General features: G+C 60.6%; 9 protein-coding genes, 2 tRNA genes and 3 rRNA genes. 2 read left to right on the plus strand and 12 right to left on the minus strand.

Annotated features, from left to right (window positions below):
• Nucleotides 1-56: 56 nt before the first annotated feature.
• The 6 genes from rrf to LE197_RS27065 all read right to left on the minus strand — a co-directional run bounded on the left by rrf (nucleotide 57) and on the right by LE197_RS27065 (nucleotide 7087).
• Nucleotides 57-172: ribosomal RNA gene (gene rrf / locus LE197_RS27040) — 5S ribosomal RNA — on the minus strand.
• A 143-nt stretch (nucleotides 173-315) separates the two neighbouring features.
• Nucleotides 316-3199, minus strand: a 23S ribosomal RNA gene (locus LE197_RS27045).
• 225 nt (nucleotides 3200-3424) lie between these two features.
• Nucleotides 3425-3500, minus strand: a tRNA-Ala gene (locus tag LE197_RS27050).
• Between the two features lie 28 nt (nucleotides 3501-3528).
• Nucleotides 3529-3605, minus strand: a tRNA-Ile gene (locus tag LE197_RS27055).
• Between the two features lie 64 nt (nucleotides 3606-3669).
• Nucleotides 3670-5205: ribosomal RNA gene (locus LE197_RS27060) — 16S ribosomal RNA — on the minus strand.
• Together the 16S, 23S and 5S rRNA genes with 2 tRNA genes alongside form the textbook arrangement of a ribosomal RNA operon.
• Nucleotides 5206-5770: 565 nt before the next feature.
• Entirely contained in the window at nucleotides 5771-7087 is a 1317-nt protein-coding gene (locus LE197_RS27065) for an MFS transporter (RefSeq protein WP_003104851.1), read from the minus strand.
• A 287-nt stretch (nucleotides 7088-7374) separates the two neighbouring features.
• Between LE197_RS27065 and LE197_RS27070 the strand changes: the two genes are divergently transcribed.
• Nucleotides 7375-7779, plus strand: coding sequence for an acyl-CoA thioesterase (locus LE197_RS27070; RefSeq protein ID WP_003096677.1), 405 nt, complete (start codon nucleotides 7375-7377; stop codon nucleotides 7777-7779).
• Between the two features lie 45 nt (nucleotides 7780-7824).
• Here LE197_RS27070 and betA read toward each other — a convergent pair whose 3' ends face one another.
• The 3 genes from betA to betI all read right to left on the minus strand — a co-directional run bounded on the left by betA (nucleotide 7825) and on the right by betI (nucleotide 11772).
• Nucleotides 7825-9510, minus strand: coding sequence for a choline dehydrogenase (gene betA, locus LE197_RS27075; RefSeq protein ID WP_003104848.1), 1686 nt, complete (start codon nucleotides 9508-9510; stop codon nucleotides 7825-7827).
• A 135-nt stretch (nucleotides 9511-9645) separates the two neighbouring features.
• Entirely contained in the window at nucleotides 9646-11118 is a 1473-nt protein-coding gene (betB, locus tag LE197_RS27080; RefSeq protein ID WP_003114436.1) for a betaine-aldehyde dehydrogenase, read from the minus strand.
• Between the two features lie 60 nt (nucleotides 11119-11178).
• Entirely contained in the window at nucleotides 11179-11772 is a 594-nt protein-coding gene (gene betI / locus LE197_RS27085) for a transcriptional regulator BetI (protein WP_003096684.1), read from the minus strand.
• A 332-nt stretch (nucleotides 11773-12104) separates the two neighbouring features.
• Here betI and LE197_RS27090 point away from each other — a divergent pair, with 332 nt between their 5' ends.
• Nucleotides 12105-13655, plus strand: coding sequence for a BCCT family transporter (locus LE197_RS27090; protein WP_003104844.1), 1551 nt, complete (start codon nucleotides 12105-12107; stop codon nucleotides 13653-13655).
• 216 nt (nucleotides 13656-13871) lie between these two features.
• Here LE197_RS27090 and choV read toward each other — a convergent pair whose 3' ends face one another.
• From choV to LE197_RS27105, 3 genes are read right to left on the minus strand one after another with little or no spacing between them, the layout of a single operon-like run.
• Nucleotides 13872-15050 (minus strand): choline ABC transporter ATP-binding protein, encoded by a 1179-nt coding sequence (gene choV, locus LE197_RS27095; protein WP_003096690.1) that lies wholly within the window; start codon nucleotides 15048-15050, stop codon nucleotides 13872-13874.
• Nucleotides 15051-15053: 3 nt separating this feature from the next.
• Complete coding sequence (choW, locus tag LE197_RS27100) at nucleotides 15054-15893, minus strand: choline ABC transporter permease subunit (protein ID WP_003096692.1); 840 nt, start codon at nucleotides 15891-15893, stop codon at nucleotides 15054-15056.
• Nucleotides 15894-15934: 41 nt separating this feature from the next.
• Complete coding sequence (locus tag LE197_RS27105) at nucleotides 15935-16873, minus strand: choline ABC transporter substrate-binding protein (RefSeq protein ID WP_003104841.1); 939 nt, start codon at nucleotides 16871-16873, stop codon at nucleotides 15935-15937.
• Between the last annotated feature and the right edge of the window lie 2 nt (nucleotides 16874-16875).

Raw genomic sequence — 16875 nt, forward strand, 5'->3', positions numbered from 1 at the left:
TCCGCGCGCAAAAGCAAAACCCCCGGTCATCGCTGACCAGGGGTTTTGGGATAGGAGCTTGACGATGACCTACTCTCACATGGGGAGACCCCACACTACCATCGGCGATGCGTCGTTTCACTTCTGAGTTCGGGAAGGGATCAGGTGGTTCCAACGCTCTATGATCGTCAAGCAATTCGGTTGGATATCCGTTCGCTTGGGCTTACGTCTATCCGGATTCAGGTATGTGATTTCAAGGTGTTTGCGGTTCATGCGAACTTTCGGTTCGTCGACTTCACCTTACAACACACAATCGTCAGATTGTTTGGGTGTTATATGGTCAAGCCTCACGGGCAATTAGTACTGGTTAGCTCAACGCCTCACAACGCTTACACACCCAGCCTATCAACGTCGTAGTCTTCGACGGCCCTTCAGGGAATCAAGTTCCCAGTGAGATCTCATCTTGAGGCAAGTTTCCCGCTTAGATGCTTTCAGCGGTTATCTTTTCCGAACATAGCTACCCGGCAATGCCACTGGCGTGACAACCGGAACACCAGAGGTTCGTCCACTCCGGTCCTCTCGTACTAGGAGCAGCCCCTCTCAAATCTCAAACGTCCACGGCAGATAGGGACCGAACTGTCTCACGACGTTCTAAACCCAGCTCGCGTACCACTTTAAATGGCGAACAGCCATACCCTTGGGACCGGCTTCAGCCCCAGGATGTGATGAGCCGACATCGAGGTGCCAAACACCGCCGTCGATATGAACTCTTGGGCGGTATCAGCCTGTTATCCCCGGAGTACCTTTTATCCGTTGAGCGATGGCCCTTCCATACAGAACCACCGGATCACTAAGACCTACTTTCGTACCTGCTCGACGTGTCTGTCTCGCAGTCAAGCGCTTTTGCCTTTATACTCTGCGACCGATTTCCGACCGGTCTGAGCGCACCTTCGTACTCCTCCGTTACTCTTTAGGAGGAGACCGCCCCAGTCAAACTGCCCACCATACACTGTCCTCGATCCGGATTACGGACCAGAGTTAGAACCTCAAGCATGCCAGGGTGGTATTTCAAGGATGGCTCCACGCGAACTGGCGTCCACGCTTCAAAGCCTCCCACCTATCCTACACAAGCAGGCTCAAAGTCCAGTGCAAAGCTACAGTAAAGGTTCACGGGGTCTTTCCGTCTAGCCGCGGATACACTGCATCTTCACAGCGATTTCAATTTCACTGAGTCTCGGGTGGAGACAGCGCCGCCATCGTTACGCCATTCGTGCAGGTCGGAACTTACCCGACAAGGAATTTCGCTACCTTAGGACCGTTATAGTTACGGCCGCCGTTTACCGGGGCTTCGATCAAGAGCTTCGCTTGCGCTAACCCCATCAATTAACCTTCCGGCACCGGGCAGGCGTCACACCCTATACGTCCACTTTCGTGTTTGCAGAGTGCTGTGTTTTTAATAAACAGTCGCAGCGGCCTGGTATCTTCGACCAGCCAGAGCTTACGGAGTAAATCCTTCACCTAGCCGGCGCACCTTCTCCCGAAGTTACGGTGCCATTTTGCCTAGTTCCTTCACCCGAGTTCTCTCAAGCGCCTTGGTATTCTCTACCCGACCACCTGTGTCGGTTTGGGGTACGGTTCCTGGTTACCTGAAGCTTAGAAGCTTTCTTGGAAGCATGGCATCAACCACTTCGTCATCTAAAAGACGACTCGTCATCAGCTCTCGGCCTTGAAACCCCGGATTTACCTAAGATTTCAGCCTACCACCTTAAACTTGGACAACCAACGCCAAGCTGGCCTAGCCTTCTCCGTCCCTCCATCGCAGTAACCAGAAGTACAGGAATATTAACCTGTTTCCCATCGACTACGCTTTTCAGCCTCGCCTTAGGAACCGACTAACCCTGCGTCGATTAACGTTGCGCAGGAACCCTTGGTCTTTCGGCGTGGGTGTTTTTCACACCCATTGTCGTTACTCATGTCAGCATTCGCACTTCTGATACCTCCAGCAAGCTTCTCAACTCACCTTCACAGGCTTACAGAACGCTCCTCTACCGCGTCACTTACGTGACACCCGCAGCTTCGGTGTGTGGTTTGAGCCCCGTTACATCTTCCGCGCAGGCCGACTCGACTAGTGAGCTATTACGCTTTCTTTAAAGGATGGCTGCTTCTAAGCCAACCTCCTAGCTGTCTAAGCCTTCCCACATCGTTTACCACTTAACCACAACTTTGGGACCTTAGCTGGCGGTCTGGGTTGTTTCCCTTTTCACGACGGACGTTAGCACCCGCCGTGTGTCTCCCATGCTCGGCACTTCTGGGTATTCGGAGTTTGCATCGGTTTGGTAAGTCGGGATGACCCCTAGCCGAAACAGTGCTCTACCCCCAGAGTGATACATGAGGCGCTACCTAAATAGCTTTCGAGGAGAACCAGCTATCTCCGAGCTTGATTAGCCTTTCACTCCGATCCACAAGTCATCCCCTACCTTTTCAACGGGAGTGGGTTCGGTCCTCCAGTCAGTGTTACCTAACCTTCAACCTGCTCATGGATAGATCGCCCGGTTTCGGGTCTATACCCAGCGACTAAACGCCCTATTAAGACTCGCTTTCGCTACGCCTACCCTATACGGTTAAGCTTGCCACTGAATATAAGTCGCTGACCCATTATACAAAAGGTACGCAGTCACCTAACAAGTAGGCTCCCACTGCTTGTACGCATACGGTTTCAGGTTCTATTTCACTCCCCTCTCCGGGGTTCTTTTCGCCTTTCCCTCACGGTACTGGTTCACTATCGGTCAGTCAGTAGTATTTAGCCTTGGAGGATGGTCCCCCCATGTTCAGACAAAGTTTCTCGTGCTCCGTCCTACTCGATTTCACTTCAAAGATCCTTTCGCGTACGGGGCTATCACCCACTATGGCCGCACTTTCCAGAGCGTTCCGCTAAAATCAATGAAGCTTAAGGGCTAATCCCCGTTCGCTCGCCACTACTAAGGGAATCTCGGTTGATTTCTTTTCCTCAGGGTACTTAGATGTTTCAGTTCCCCTGGTTCGCCTCTTGCACCTATGGATTCAGTACAAGATACCTAGGTTATCCTAGGTGGGTTCCCCCATTCAGAGATCTCCGGATCAAAGTCTGTTTGCCGACTCCCCGAAGCTTTTCGCAGGCTACCACGTCTTTCATCGCCTCTGACTGCCAAGGCATCCACCGTATGCGCTTCTTCACTTGACCATATAACCCCAAGCAATCTGGTTATACTGTGAAGACGACATTCGCCGAAAATTCGCGCTTGAACTCGCAAATTTTACCTTGACTTGAATGATCACCAGTGAAAGAGATCATTCAGTCTTACTTCTATCACACACCCGAATTTTTAAAGAACAGTTCTGGTGCAAAGACCAGAAATCAATGTTCATCCACGAACATTCATTTCTGAGCTTTCGACGATTGTTTGGATGGTGGAGCCAAGGAGGATCGAACTCCTGACCTCCTGCGTGCAAAGCAGGCGCTCTCCCAGCTGAGCTATGGCCCCGTATCGGATCACGCAGCACACCAACAATTGGTGGGTCTGGGCAGATTCGAACTGCCGACCTCACCCTTATCAGGGGTGCGCTCTAACCAACTGAGCTACAGACCCAATCGTCTAACCAGTGAATCAAGCAATTCGTGTGGGAGCTTATGAAGAAGCTGAGATCTTCGATTAAGGAGGTGATCCAGCCGCAGGTTCCCCTACGGCTACCTTGTTACGACTTCACCCCAGTCATGAATCACTCCGTGGTAACCGTCCCCCTTGCGGTTAGACTAGCTACTTCTGGAGCAACCCACTCCCATGGTGTGACGGGCGGTGTGTACAAGGCCCGGGAACGTATTCACCGTGACATTCTGATTCACGATTACTAGCGATTCCGACTTCACGCAGTCGAGTTGCAGACTGCGATCCGGACTACGATCGGTTTTATGGGATTAGCTCCACCTCGCGGCTTGGCAACCCTTTGTACCGACCATTGTAGCACGTGTGTAGCCCTGGCCGTAAGGGCCATGATGACTTGACGTCATCCCCACCTTCCTCCGGTTTGTCACCGGCAGTCTCCTTAGAGTGCCCACCCGAGGTGCTGGTAACTAAGGACAAGGGTTGCGCTCGTTACGGGACTTAACCCAACATCTCACGACACGAGCTGACGACAGCCATGCAGCACCTGTGTCTGAGTTCCCGAAGGCACCAATCCATCTCTGGAAAGTTCTCAGCATGTCAAGGCCAGGTAAGGTTCTTCGCGTTGCTTCGAATTAAACCACATGCTCCACCGCTTGTGCGGGCCCCCGTCAATTCATTTGAGTTTTAACCTTGCGGCCGTACTCCCCAGGCGGTCGACTTATCGCGTTAGCTGCGCCACTAAGATCTCAAGGATCCCAACGGCTAGTCGACATCGTTTACGGCGTGGACTACCAGGGTATCTAATCCTGTTTGCTCCCCACGCTTTCGCACCTCAGTGTCAGTATCAGTCCAGGTGGTCGCCTTCGCCACTGGTGTTCCTTCCTATATCTACGCATTTCACCGCTACACAGGAAATTCCACCACCCTCTACCGTACTCTAGCTCAGTAGTTTTGGATGCAGTTCCCAGGTTGAGCCCGGGGATTTCACATCCAACTTGCTGAACCACCTACGCGCGCTTTACGCCCAGTAATTCCGATTAACGCTTGCACCCTTCGTATTACCGCGGCTGCTGGCACGAAGTTAGCCGGTGCTTATTCTGTTGGTAACGTCAAAACAGCAAGGTATTAACTTACTGCCCTTCCTCCCAACTTAAAGTGCTTTACAATCCGAAGACCTTCTTCACACACGCGGCATGGCTGGATCAGGCTTTCGCCCATTGTCCAATATTCCCCACTGCTGCCTCCCGTAGGAGTCTGGACCGTGTCTCAGTTCCAGTGTGACTGATCATCCTCTCAGACCAGTTACGGATCGTCGCCTTGGTAGGCCTTTACCCCACCAACTAGCTAATCCGACCTAGGCTCATCTGATAGCGTGAGGTCCGAAGATCCCCCACTTTCTCCCTCAGGACGTATGCGGTATTAGCGCCCGTTTCCGGACGTTATCCCCCACTACCAGGCAGATTCCTAGGCATTACTCACCCGTCCGCCGCTGAATCCAGGAGCAAGCTCCCTTCATCCGCTCGACTTGCATGTGTTAGGCCTGCCGCCAGCGTTCAATCTGAGCCATGATCAAACTCTTCAGTTCAATACTGCTTGGGTTTTGAGAAAACCCTAAACTTGGCTCAGCAATCGCATTCTCTTAAAAAGAGATAAAACTCTCGAATTCACGAGTGTTACTTGCGTTGCTGATAATCTTGCGATCACCAGTCTTACATCACAAGCACCCACACGAATTGCTTGATTCGACTTGTTAAAGAGCAGTTAGTCAAGGCTTTCGTCTCAACCGAGGCCGCGCATTCTACAGCAACCTCTCGTTCCGTCAAGCGTTATTTTCGAAAATTTTCTTTTCTACTCAACCGCTTGCGCCGACCTTCAAACCATCTTCCGATCAGCGGGAGGCGCATTCTACAGCGTTCAAATTCGCTGTCAAGCACCTCGGTGAAGCTTCGTTTCGAGCCCCTTTCGGGACCGAACCGCTGCGGCGAACAACCTGCCGAAGCGCTTCACCACCCCTGGGAGAGAATCCGTAAATCCTTGATTTTCAAGCATTTACTCTTCGTCGTCGCCGGGAGTGGTGCGCATTATAGGGAGATAGAAACTGGCGTCAACGATTATTTCAAAAATAATTCAAATAACCGCCGGAAGCGCTTTCAGCCCACCGAAACCGCCTCGCCAGCCGGCTTTTTCTGCGCCAGCAGGTAGAGCCCGACGAGGAAGCCGACCAGGCACAGAGTGACCACGTAGTAAGCCGGCCCCATCGGGCTCTGCTTGAGCAGCAGGGCCACCGCCATCGGCGTCAGCCCACCGAAGATGGCGTAGGCCAGGTTGTAGGAAAAGGACAGGCCGGAGAAACGCACAACCGGTGGGAACGCATTGACCATCACGTAGGGAACGGCGCCGACGATGCCGACGAAGAAGCCGGTCAGTGCATATAAAGGAAAGAGCCAGTCCGGGTGGGCCTTGAGGTTGCCGTAGAAGCTCCAGGACACCAGCGCCAGCAGCACGCTACCGGCAACGAAAGTCAGCCCCGCGCCGTAACGATCCGCCATGCGCCCGGCGACGATGCAGCCAAGGGTCAGGCAGACGATCGCCAGGCTGTTGGCCTTGAGCGCCGTGGCGGCATCGAAGCCGTATACGCTCTGCAGCACGGTAGGGGTCATCAGGATGACCACCACGATCGCGGCCGACAGCACCCAGGTCAGCAGCATCGACACCAGGACGGCGCCACGATGATCGCGGACCACCGCTTTCAACGGCACTTCCTCTGCCAGCGCCTTGCGCTGCTGCAGCTCGGCGAATACCGGCGTCTCGTGCAGCCAGCGGCGCAGGTAGACCGAGAACAGGCCGAACACCCCGCCGAGCAGGAAGGGAATCCGCCAGGCGTAGTCCTGCACCTCTGTCGCGCTATAGAAGCTATTGATCGCAGTAGCCACCAGCGAGCCCAGCAGGATGCCCGCCGTCAGGCCGGAAGTCAGCGTCCCGCAGGCATAACCGACATGCCGTGCCGGTACATGCTCGGCGACGAAGACCCAAGCCCCCGGCACCTCCCCGCCAATCGCGGCGCCCTGGATCACCCTCAGCAGGAGCAGCGCCAGGGGCGCCCAGATGCCGATCTGCGCGTAGGTCGGAAGCAGGCCCATGATCAGGGTCGGCACCGCCATCATGAAGATGCTCAGGGTGAACATGCGCTTGCGCCCGAGCAGGTCGCCGAAGTGGGCCATGATCACGCCGCCCAGCGGCCGCGCCAGGTAGCCGGCGGCGAACAGGCCGAAGGTTTGCAGCTGACGCAGCCATTCCGGCATGTCCGCCGGGAAGAACAGCTTGCCGACCACGGTGGCGAAGAACACGAAGATGATGAAGTCGTAGAACTCCAGCGCTCCACCCAGGGCGGAGAGGGACAGGGTCTTGTAGTCGCTGCGGGTCAATGGACGCTGGGCCGGCGCCTCGGGAGCATTCGCGGATGGCATGTCGGGATTGTTCTCTTTATTCGTTCAGCAAGCATGAGCGGGGTTCGACCGGCAGGCGTGTCGACCTGCGACCCGGGGACGCAGGAGCGAAACCATAGCAAATCGACGAATGTCCACACAGTCGGTCGAAGAGAGAACCGGGCGGTCGTCGGCTGCCCTACTCCTCTATATAATGCCCGGGCGCCTCTGAAAGCTGTCCCAAGACCTTGCACCGGCAGGCGTTTTGGGAGAGTTTTCCCCTAAACCGCGCTTGAACAAGAAATCCGGGGGGCACGAGGCCCTTACCTATGATCGAGCTTGAACAAGAAGACCCCATTCCCCAGGGAGACCTGGCCTTGCAGATTACCGCGCTGCCGCGCGAAACCAACGGTTTCGGCGATATCTACGGCGGTTGGCTGGTATCCCAGATGGACCTGGCGGGAACCGCCATGGCCAGCAAGATCGCCGGCGGCCGTATCGCCACCGTCGCCATCGACCGCATGGCCTTCATGGTGCCGGTCGCGGTAGGTGCCCAGCTTTCCTTCTATACCCAGACCCTGGAAGTCGGCCGCAGCTCGATCCGCATGCTGGTCGAGGTGTGGAGCGACGACCCGCTGTCCAGCGAATGGCGCAAAGTCACCGAGGCGGTGTTCGTGTTCGTCGCCATCGATGGCAGCGGGCGCACCCGCCCGGTCCCGCCACGCCGGGGCTAGACGCAGGAACGCCGGCTATCGCCGGCGTTCTTGTTTGCGCGTTCCTCAGGCCCGCACGGGGTTGCCGCGTACCGGCGCATCCCCGGCCACGTAGTACTTCGCCGTGCTGCGCGGCAGCGGCTGGCGACCGCGGATCCTGTCGGCGATCTTCTCGGCCATCATGATGGTGGTGGCATTGAGGTTGCCGGTGATGATCAGCGGCATGATCGACGCATCCACCACTCGCAGTCCTTCCATGCCATGGACCCGTCCCTGGCCATCGACCACCGCCATGTCGTCGCTGCCCATCTTGCACGAGCAGGATGGGTGGAAAGCGGTCTCAGCATGGTTGCGGATGAACTCGTCGAGTTCGGCGTCCGACTGCACGCTCACCCCAGGGCTCAACTCGCGGCCCCGATAGGGGTCCAGCGCCGGCTGGTTCATGATCTCGCGGGTCAGCCGGATGCCGTCGCGGAACTCCTGCCAGTCCTGCTCGTGGGACATGTAGTTGAACAGGATGCTCGGATGCTGGCGCGGGTCCCTGGACTTCAGGTGGATGCGCCCGCGGCTCGGCGAGCGCATCGAGCCCATGTGCGCCTGGAAGCCGTGCTCCTGCACGCCCTTGCTGCCGTTGTAGTTGATCGCCACCGGGAGGAAATGGAACTGGATGTTCGGCCATTCGAACGCTTCGCGGGTTCGGATGAAGCCGCCAGCCTCGAACTGGTTGCTGGCGCCGAGGCCCTTGCCGAGGAACAGCCACTGGGCACCGATGGCAGGCTGGTTCCACCATTTGGTCGCCGGGTAGATCGACACCGGTTGCTTGCAGGCGTATTGCAGGTAGAGTTCCAGGTGATCCTGCAGGTTGGCGCCGACGCCCGGCAGGTCATGCACCACCGGGATGTCCAGGTCGCGCAGCAGGGCCGCCGGGCCGACGCCGGAGCGTTGCAGCAATTGCGGCGAGGCGATCGCGCCGCTGCACACCAATACTTCGCGGCGGGCGTGGGCGGTGACCGGGTTGTCGCCGTTGCCCACCAGGTAGGAGACGCCGATGGCGCGCTTGCCGCTGAACAGGATGCGGTCGCTCAGGGCGTGGGTGACGATGGTCAGGTTGGGCCGGCCGCGGGCCTGGTCCAGGTAGCCGCGCCCGGTGGCGGCGCGACGGCCCTCCGGGGTGACGGTCCGGTCCATGGGGCCGAAGCCTTCCTGCTGGTAGCCGTTGAGGTCATCGGTTCGCGGGTAGCCGGCCTGCACGCCGGCCTCGACCATCGCATGGAACAGTGGGTTGTTGCCGGCCTTCGGCGTGGTCACGCTGACCGGGCCGTCGCCGCCATGGTAGTCGTTGGGACCGATGTCCCGGGTTTCCGCCTTGCGGAAGTACGGCAGGCAGTCGAGGTAGCTCCAGTCCTCGAGGCCCGGCTCCTTGGCCCAGCCGTCAAAGTCCAGGGCGTTGCCGCGGATGTAGCACATGCCGTTGATCAGCGAGGAGCCGCCCAGGCCCTTGCCGCGACCGCACTCCATGCGGCGGTTGTTCATGTAGGGCTCGGGGTCGGTCTCGTAGGCCCAGTTGTAGCGCCGCCCCTGCAGCGGGAAGGCAAGGGCCGCCGGCATCTGGGTGCGGAAGTCGAAGCGGTAGTCGGGACCGCCGGCTTCGAGCAGCAGGACGCTGACGTCGGCATCTTCGGTGAGGCGGGTAGCGAGTACGTTACCGGCAGAGCCGGCTCCGATGATGATGTAGTCGAATTCCTGGGACATGCAGGCCTTCCTCTTTTCTCGGCATGACACCGGCCGCGACGCTGGCGCGCCGGTGTCTGGAAGTTCGGAATGGCCGGTGTCAGGGAGCGTTGCCTGGGACCGGCCTGGTTAGGGGTTCGAGCGCTGCGTCGAGGCTCAGAACACCGAGGCGTAGTCGCCCAGCTCCACTTGCACGGACTTGATGCGAGTGTAATGAGCCAGGGTGGTGAGACCGTTCTCGCGACCGACACCGGATTGCTTGTAACCGCCGACCGGCATTTCCGCCGGCGACTCGCCCCAGGTATTGATCCAGCAGATGCCGGCTTCCAGGCGATGGATGGCGCGGTGGGCGCGGGCCAGGTCCTGGGTCACGACGCCGGCGGCGAGGCCGTACTCGGTATCGTTGGCGCGGCGGATCGCCTCGTCTTCGTCGTCATAGACCAGGATGCTCATCACCGGGCCGAAGATTTCCTCGCGGACGATGGTCATGTCGTCGCGGCAATCGGTGAACACGGTCGGCGCGACGTAGGCGCCTTTGCCGAACGCTCCATCGGTCACACGCTCGCCGCCGCACAGCAGGCGAGCCTTCTGCGCCTTGCCGGACTCGATGTAGCCGAGCACGCTTTCCATGTGCGGGAAGCTGACCAGCGGGCCGAAGTTGGTGTTCTCGTCCTGCGGGTCGCCGAGACGGATGCGCTGCACGCGCTCCAGTACCTTGGCTTCGAAGCGGGCCTGCTGGGAACGGTGGATGAACACCCGGGTGCCGTTGGTGCAGACCTGGCCGGAGCTGAAGAAGTTGGCCATGACGGCGATGTCGGCGGCACGGTCGAGGTCTGCGTCGGGGAAGATGATCAGCGGGGACTTGCCGCCCAGCTCCATGGTCACTTCCTTCAGCGACGAGCTGGAAGCGCTGGCCATGACTTTCTTGCCGGTGGAGGTGCCACCGGTGAAGGAGATCTTCTCGATCAGCGGGTGCTCGGTCAGCCACTGGCCGACTTCGCGTCCGCTGCCGGTGAGCACGTTGAACACGCCGTCCGGCACGCCGGCCTCGGTGTAGATCTCGGCCAGCTTGAGGGCCGTCAGCGGGGTGACTTCGCTGGGCTTGAAGATCATCGCGTTGCCGGCAGCGAGGGCCGGGGCGGATTTCCACAGGGCGATCTGCACCGGGTAGTTCCAGGCGCCAATGCCGGCGACCACGCCCAGCGGCTCGCGGCGGGTGTAGACGAAACTGGTTTCGCGCAGGGGAATCTGCTCGCCTTCGATGGCCGGGACCAGGCCGGCGTAGTACTCGAGCACGTCGGCGCCGGTGACGATGTCCACCGAGCGGGTTTCCGCCAGCGGCTTGCCGGTATCCAGGGTTTCCAGGGCAGCCAGTTCGTCGTTGCGCTCGCGGAGGATGTCGACGGCGCGACGGAGAATGCGCGAGCGCTGCATGGCGGTCATCGCCGCCCACACCTTCTGCCCCTCGACGGCGCTCTGCACGGCCCGCTCGACGTCTTCCCTGGAAGCCCGCTGGACCTTGGCGAGCACTTCGCCGTTGGCCGGGTTGATGGTCTCGAAGGTGGCGCCACTGCTGGCCTCCACGTAGCGACCGCCAATGTAGAGCTTCTGTTCTTCGAATCGGGCCATGTTGCAGTCCTCTCTTATCGGTATCGCAGGCGCAAGGCGGCGCCGCGGGGGTTTTCGTCCCTACCCCGACTGTTTTGCCAACTGCTGGTCGAGGTAGTCGTAAGCGATGTTCAGGGCCTCGTCGGTATCGAAGGCGTCGCCGGTCAGCGCGCCACGCAACCACAGGCCGTCGATCAGGGCCGCCAGGCCGCGTGCCGCGGCGCGGGCGTCGTCCGCCGAGAGCTGGCGGCGGAACTGGTAGCACAGGTTCGAATACAGGCGATGGTCGTTGACCCGCTGCAATCGACGCAGTGCCGGCTGGTGCATGCTGGTCGCCCAGAACGCCAGCCAGGTCTTCATCGCCGGACCATTGACCTGGCTGTCGTCGAAGTTGCCTTCGACGATGGCTCGCAGGTGCGCCCTCGGACTGTCGTCGTAGAGCGCCGCGCGGCGTTCGCGTACGGCCTTGCTCAAGGCGCTGAGCAGGTGCCGCATGGTCGCTTCCAGCAAGCCGTTCTTGTCCTGGAAGTAGTGGCTGATGATGCCGTTGGAAACACCCGCCAGGCGGGCTATCAGGGCGATGCTGGCGTCTCCCATGCCGACCTGATCGACCGCCTCCAGGGTGGCGTGAATCAGTTGCGAGCGGCGGATGGGCTGCATACCGACCTTGGGCATTGCTATCTCCTCTCGTCGATGGGTGCGTGCGGGCACCGACCGACGTCATTGGTGGCCAGTCTATTTTGTTTTTATTGAACGTTCAATCAACTAAGAATAAGCTCGGCGTCCATGAGCGGCTCCCAGCCTGCGTGCAACCTGGCCCGCGCCGTTCATCACCTCGTCGCCGAAGTCCGCCAAGGATCGCAGAATCCGGGCTTCAAGTGGGGTGGCAATGCTGTGTCTGTAGTCCGCGGCCATAAGCCGCCATGCTTTCACTGCCATGGGGTCATCCTCCAATGAGTACTGCTTCGCCAATAAAAACAAACGAGCAGGTACGTCTGAATCCGATCGTGTTCTTCGGCTCGACCGCACTGATCCTGGTTCTGACCGCCGCCCTCATCCTCTATCCCGACAGCGCCGGAGCCTTGCTCGGCCGCATCCAGGCGTGGCTGTCGCACAGCTTCGGCTGGTACTACATGCTGGCCATCGGCGCCTACCTGTTCTTCGTCGCCTGGGTGGCCTTCTCGCGCTTCGGCACCCTCAAGCTCGGCGAGGAGCATGAAAAGCCGGACTTCAGCTACGGCGCCTGGGCCGGCATGCTGTTCTCCTCCGGGATCGGCATCTCGCTGCTCTACTTCGCCGCATCCGAGCCGATCGACCACCTCTACCATCCACCCGAAGGCGTTCCCGGCAGCCCTCAGGCGGCGCGCCAGGCGCTGCAACTGACCTTCCTCCACTGGGGCCTACACGGTTGGGCGATCTATGCCCTGGTCGGCCTCGCCGTCGGTTATTTCGCCTACCGCCATCGCCAGCCGCTGGCGTTGCGCTCGGCGCTCTATCCGATCCTCGGCGAGCGCTGGGTGAAAGGCGCCGCGGGCCATGCGGTGGATTGCTTCGGCATCTTCGTCACCCTTCTCGGGCTGGTGACCAACCTGGGCATCGGCGCCTTGCAGGTGTCGTCCGGTCTCGAGTACCTGACCGGCATGCCGCACAGCAAAGGCACCCTGCTGGCGGTGATCCTGGCGATGAGCCTGGTCGCCACCCTGGCGGCGGTCTCCGGTGTCGAGAAAGGCATCCGCCGGCTGTCCAACCTGAATATCGTGCTGTTCAGCTCGCTGCTGCTGTTCGTGCTGGTCTGCGGTTCGACCCTGGAACTGCTCAACGGCTTCGTACAGAACCTCGGCGACTATCTCGACGGCCTGGTGCTGAAGACCTTCGACCTCTACGTCTACACCGGTGCCGGCGCCGGCAAGAGCGAGGAATGGCTGGGCCTGTGGACCCTGTTCTACTGGGCCTGGTGGATTTCCTGGGCGCCCTTCGTCGGTATGTTCATCGCCCGCATCTCCCGCGGTCGCAGCGTGCGCGAACTGGTCTGCGGGGTGCTGCTGATCCCGCTGGGCTTCACCCTGGCCTGGCTGTCGGTATTCGGCAACAGCGCCCTGGACCTGGTGATGAACCACGGCGCGACCGACCTGGGCAAGGCCGCGCTGGAACAGCCGTCGATGTCGATCTACCTGCTGCTGGAACACTATCCGCTGTCGAAGATCGTCATCGGCCTGTCGATCTTCGTCGGCTTCGTGCTGTTCCTCACCCCGGCGGATTCCGGCTCGGTGATGCTGGCCAATCTCTCGCGCAGCGGCGGCGAGCTGGACGAGGACGCGCCGAACTGGCTGCGTATCCTCTGGTCGGCCGTCGTCACGCTAGTCACCATCGGCCTGCTGTTCGCCGGTAACTTCACGGCGATGCAAACCGTCGTGGTGCTCGCCGGGCTGCCGTTCTCGGCGGTGCTGATCCTGTTCATGTTCGGCCTGCACAAGGCCATGCGCGCCGACTACGAGGCCCAGGTCGGCGACCGCCGCACCTACCAGCCGGTGCCGGCGCCAACCCAGCCCCAGACCTGAACCCGGCGCCGCTAGGGCGCCCTCGCCAATCAGGTGCGTACTTGGCCCGGCGTTTCGCCGGGCCTTTCTTTTCTGCCACCCGGCGCCCGGCGCATGCCGCAGGAACCGACGCGCAGGAGTGTGGGACAGGAAGAGCAGGCGGAAAAAGCGCGGAGGTAAACGCGAATGCCCGGCAGCGCCGGGCATTCGCAGCGGCCCCGAGCGGGCCGAGGGTGATCAGCCGAGGTTCTTGCCCAGCAACGCGTGATACAGCTCGCTGTCGCCGAGCACCCCGACCACCCTGTCCTGCTCCTGAAGGACCAGCTTGTGGCCGGTCTGGTAGCGAATCTGCAGGGCATCGCGCATACGGATGCTGACATCCACCAGGGTCGGTTCGCGGCGCAGCTTCTCCACCGGATCGCCCTGGCGCCAGCGTTGCAGGTCGATGACGTTGCTGCCCTGGCGCGCGCCCTTGAGCACGTCGCCTTCGCTGAGACCGATCCAGCAGTCGCGGCCCTGGTCGAAGCAGATCTCGTCGTTCTGCCGGATGCACTGGTCGAGGCCACGCATCAGGCTCTGGCCGCACAGCACGTTGAGCGGGTTGGTATGGGCGACGAAGGTACGCACGTAGTCGTCCGCGGGGCTCAGCACGATCTCTTCCGGCTTGCCGTGCTGGATGATCCGGCCGTCCTTCATGATCGCGATGCGGGTGCCGATCTTCAGCGCCTCGTCGAGGTCGTGGCTGACGAACACGATGGTCTTGTGCAGTTGCCGTTGCAGCACCAGCAGTTCGTCCTGCAATTGCTGGCGGATCAGCGGGTCGAGGGCCGAGAACGGTTCGTCCATCAGCAGGATGTCGCCATCCATCGCCAGCGCGCGAGCCAGGCCGACGCGCTGCTGCATGCCGCCGGAGAGCGAGTCGGGACGCTTGTCGCGCCACTGCGAGAGACCGACCAGCTCGAGCTTCTCGTCGATCAGCTTCTTCCGCTCGGCGGCCGGGCGGCCCTGCATCTCCAGGCCGAAGCCGACGTTCTCGGCCACCGTCAGCCAGGGCATCAGGGCGAACTTCTGGAACACCATGGCGATGCGCTTGGTACGCATGGCCTTGAGGGTCGCCGGCGAGCAGTTGGCGATGTCCACCTGCGAACCTTCGTGCTCGATCAGCAGCTTGCCGCGGCTGACCTTGTTCAGGCCGTTGATGCAGCGCAGCAGGCTCGACTTGCCGGAGCCGGAAAGTCCCATCAGCACGCAGATCTCGCCGCGGTTGACGTCCAGGCAGGCGTCCTCGACGCCGAGCACCTGGCCGGTGCGCTTGAGGATCTCGGCGCGGCCGAGGCCCTGGTCGAGGAGCTTCAGGGCTTCCTTGGTGTGGGTGCCGAAGATGACGTCCACATGGTCGAATCGGATCGCGGTCATGGCTTATTTCCCCTTCACGGCGCGCTGCTTGCACACCCGGTCGAGCAGGATGGCGAGCAGGACGATGGCCAGGCCGGCTTCGAAGCCGAGGGAGATGTCGGCGGTGTTCAGCGCGTTCACCACCGGCTTGCCGAGGCCATCGGCGCCGACCAGCGCGGCGATCACCACCATCGACAGGGAGAGCATGATGCATTGGGTGATGCCGGCGGCGATGCTCGGCATCGCGTGCGGCAGCTCGATGCGCGTCAGCAGTTGCCAGCGCGAGCAGCCGAAGGCCTTGCCGGCGTCGAGCAGCTCCGCCGGAACGTCCTGGATACCCAGGCAGGTCAGGCGGATTGGCGCGGCGACGGCGAAGATCACCGTGGAAATCAGGCCCGGCACCACGCCGAGACCGAACAGGGTCAGGGTCGGGATCAGGTAGACGAAGGTCGGCACCGTCTGCATCAGGTCCAGCAGCGGCCGCAGCGCGGTGTAGAACCACGGCTTGTGCGCGGCGACGATGCCCAGCGGCACGCCTACGGCGATGCACACCAGGGTGGCGAATATCACCTGGGCGAGGGTTTCCATGGTCTCCTGCCAGTAGCCCAGGTTGAGGATCAGCAGCAACGAGGCCAGGGCGAACACGGTCAGCCCCCAGCTGCGCTGGATGAAATGCACCAGCCCTACCAGCAAGGCGATCAGCACCAGCGGGTTGAACCAGAGCAAGCCGTTGGTGACGCCATGGATGAGGAACTCAAGGGTGTCGGAGATCTTGTCGAAGAACGATGCGCCATGCAGGGTCAGCCAGTCGACGAAACCGGCGATCTGCTCTCCCAGCGGGAGCTTGTGATCAGTCAGGAACATAATCAGGGTCCATCAAGAGCGGGAAATGAACGACCGGTCGCCTACTTGGCGAACGCCAGCTTGGCCGCGGCTGCGGCAGGCTGCCCGTCGCGCGTGGTGACACCGGCCAGCCAGGCATCCAGCTGTTCCGGGTGATCCTTCAACCAGGCCTTAGCGGCTTCCTCGGGTTTCTTGTTTTCGTTGAGTACCGCGTCCATCAGCTTGTTCTCCATCTCGAGGGTGAAGCTGAGGTTCTTCAGCAGTTGGCCGACGTTGGCGCACTCCTGGGCGTAGCCCTTGCGCACGTTGGTGTAGATGGTCGCGCCGCCATAGTTGGGGCCGAAGAAGTCGTCGCCGCCTTCCAGGTACTTCATCTGGAAGCGGGTATTCATGGGGTGCGGCTCCCAGCCGAGGAACACCACCCACTGGTTGCGCCGGATGGCCCGCTGCACCTGCGAGAGCATGCCCGCCTCGCTGGATTCCACCAACTTGAACTTGCCCAGTTCGAAGGCGTTCTTGTCGATCATGCTCTGGGCGACGCGGTTGCCGTCGTTGCCCGGCTCGATGCCGTAGATCTTGTTGCCCAGCTTGTCGGAGAACTTCGCGATATCGGCGAAGCTGCGCAGGCCGCCGTCGTAGACGTACTGGGGAACCGCCAGGGTGTACTTGGCGCCCTCCAGGTTGGCGCGCAGTGTCTCGACCGTACCTTTCTCGGCGTACTGCTTGATGTCGTTGGTCATGGTGGGCATCCAGTTGCCCAGGAATACGTCGAGGTCGTTGTTGGCCAGGGAGCGGTAGGTCACCGGCACCGAGAGCAGATTGACCTTGGTCTTGTAGCCGAGGGACTCGAGGACCTGGCGGGTGACCGCAGTGGTCACTGTGATGTCGGTCCAGCCGACGTCGGCGAAACGCACCGACGCACAGGATTCGGGCTCCGCGGCCTGGGCTGCCAGCGGTGCGCACAGAGACACGGCCAGCAGCCAAGACTTGCAACCTTTCATAG

Source organism: Pseudomonas sp. PS1(2021), from assembly GCF_020405165.1.
Classification (GTDB): Bacteria; Pseudomonadota; Gammaproteobacteria; order Pseudomonadales; family Pseudomonadaceae; genus Pseudomonas; species Pseudomonas aeruginosa.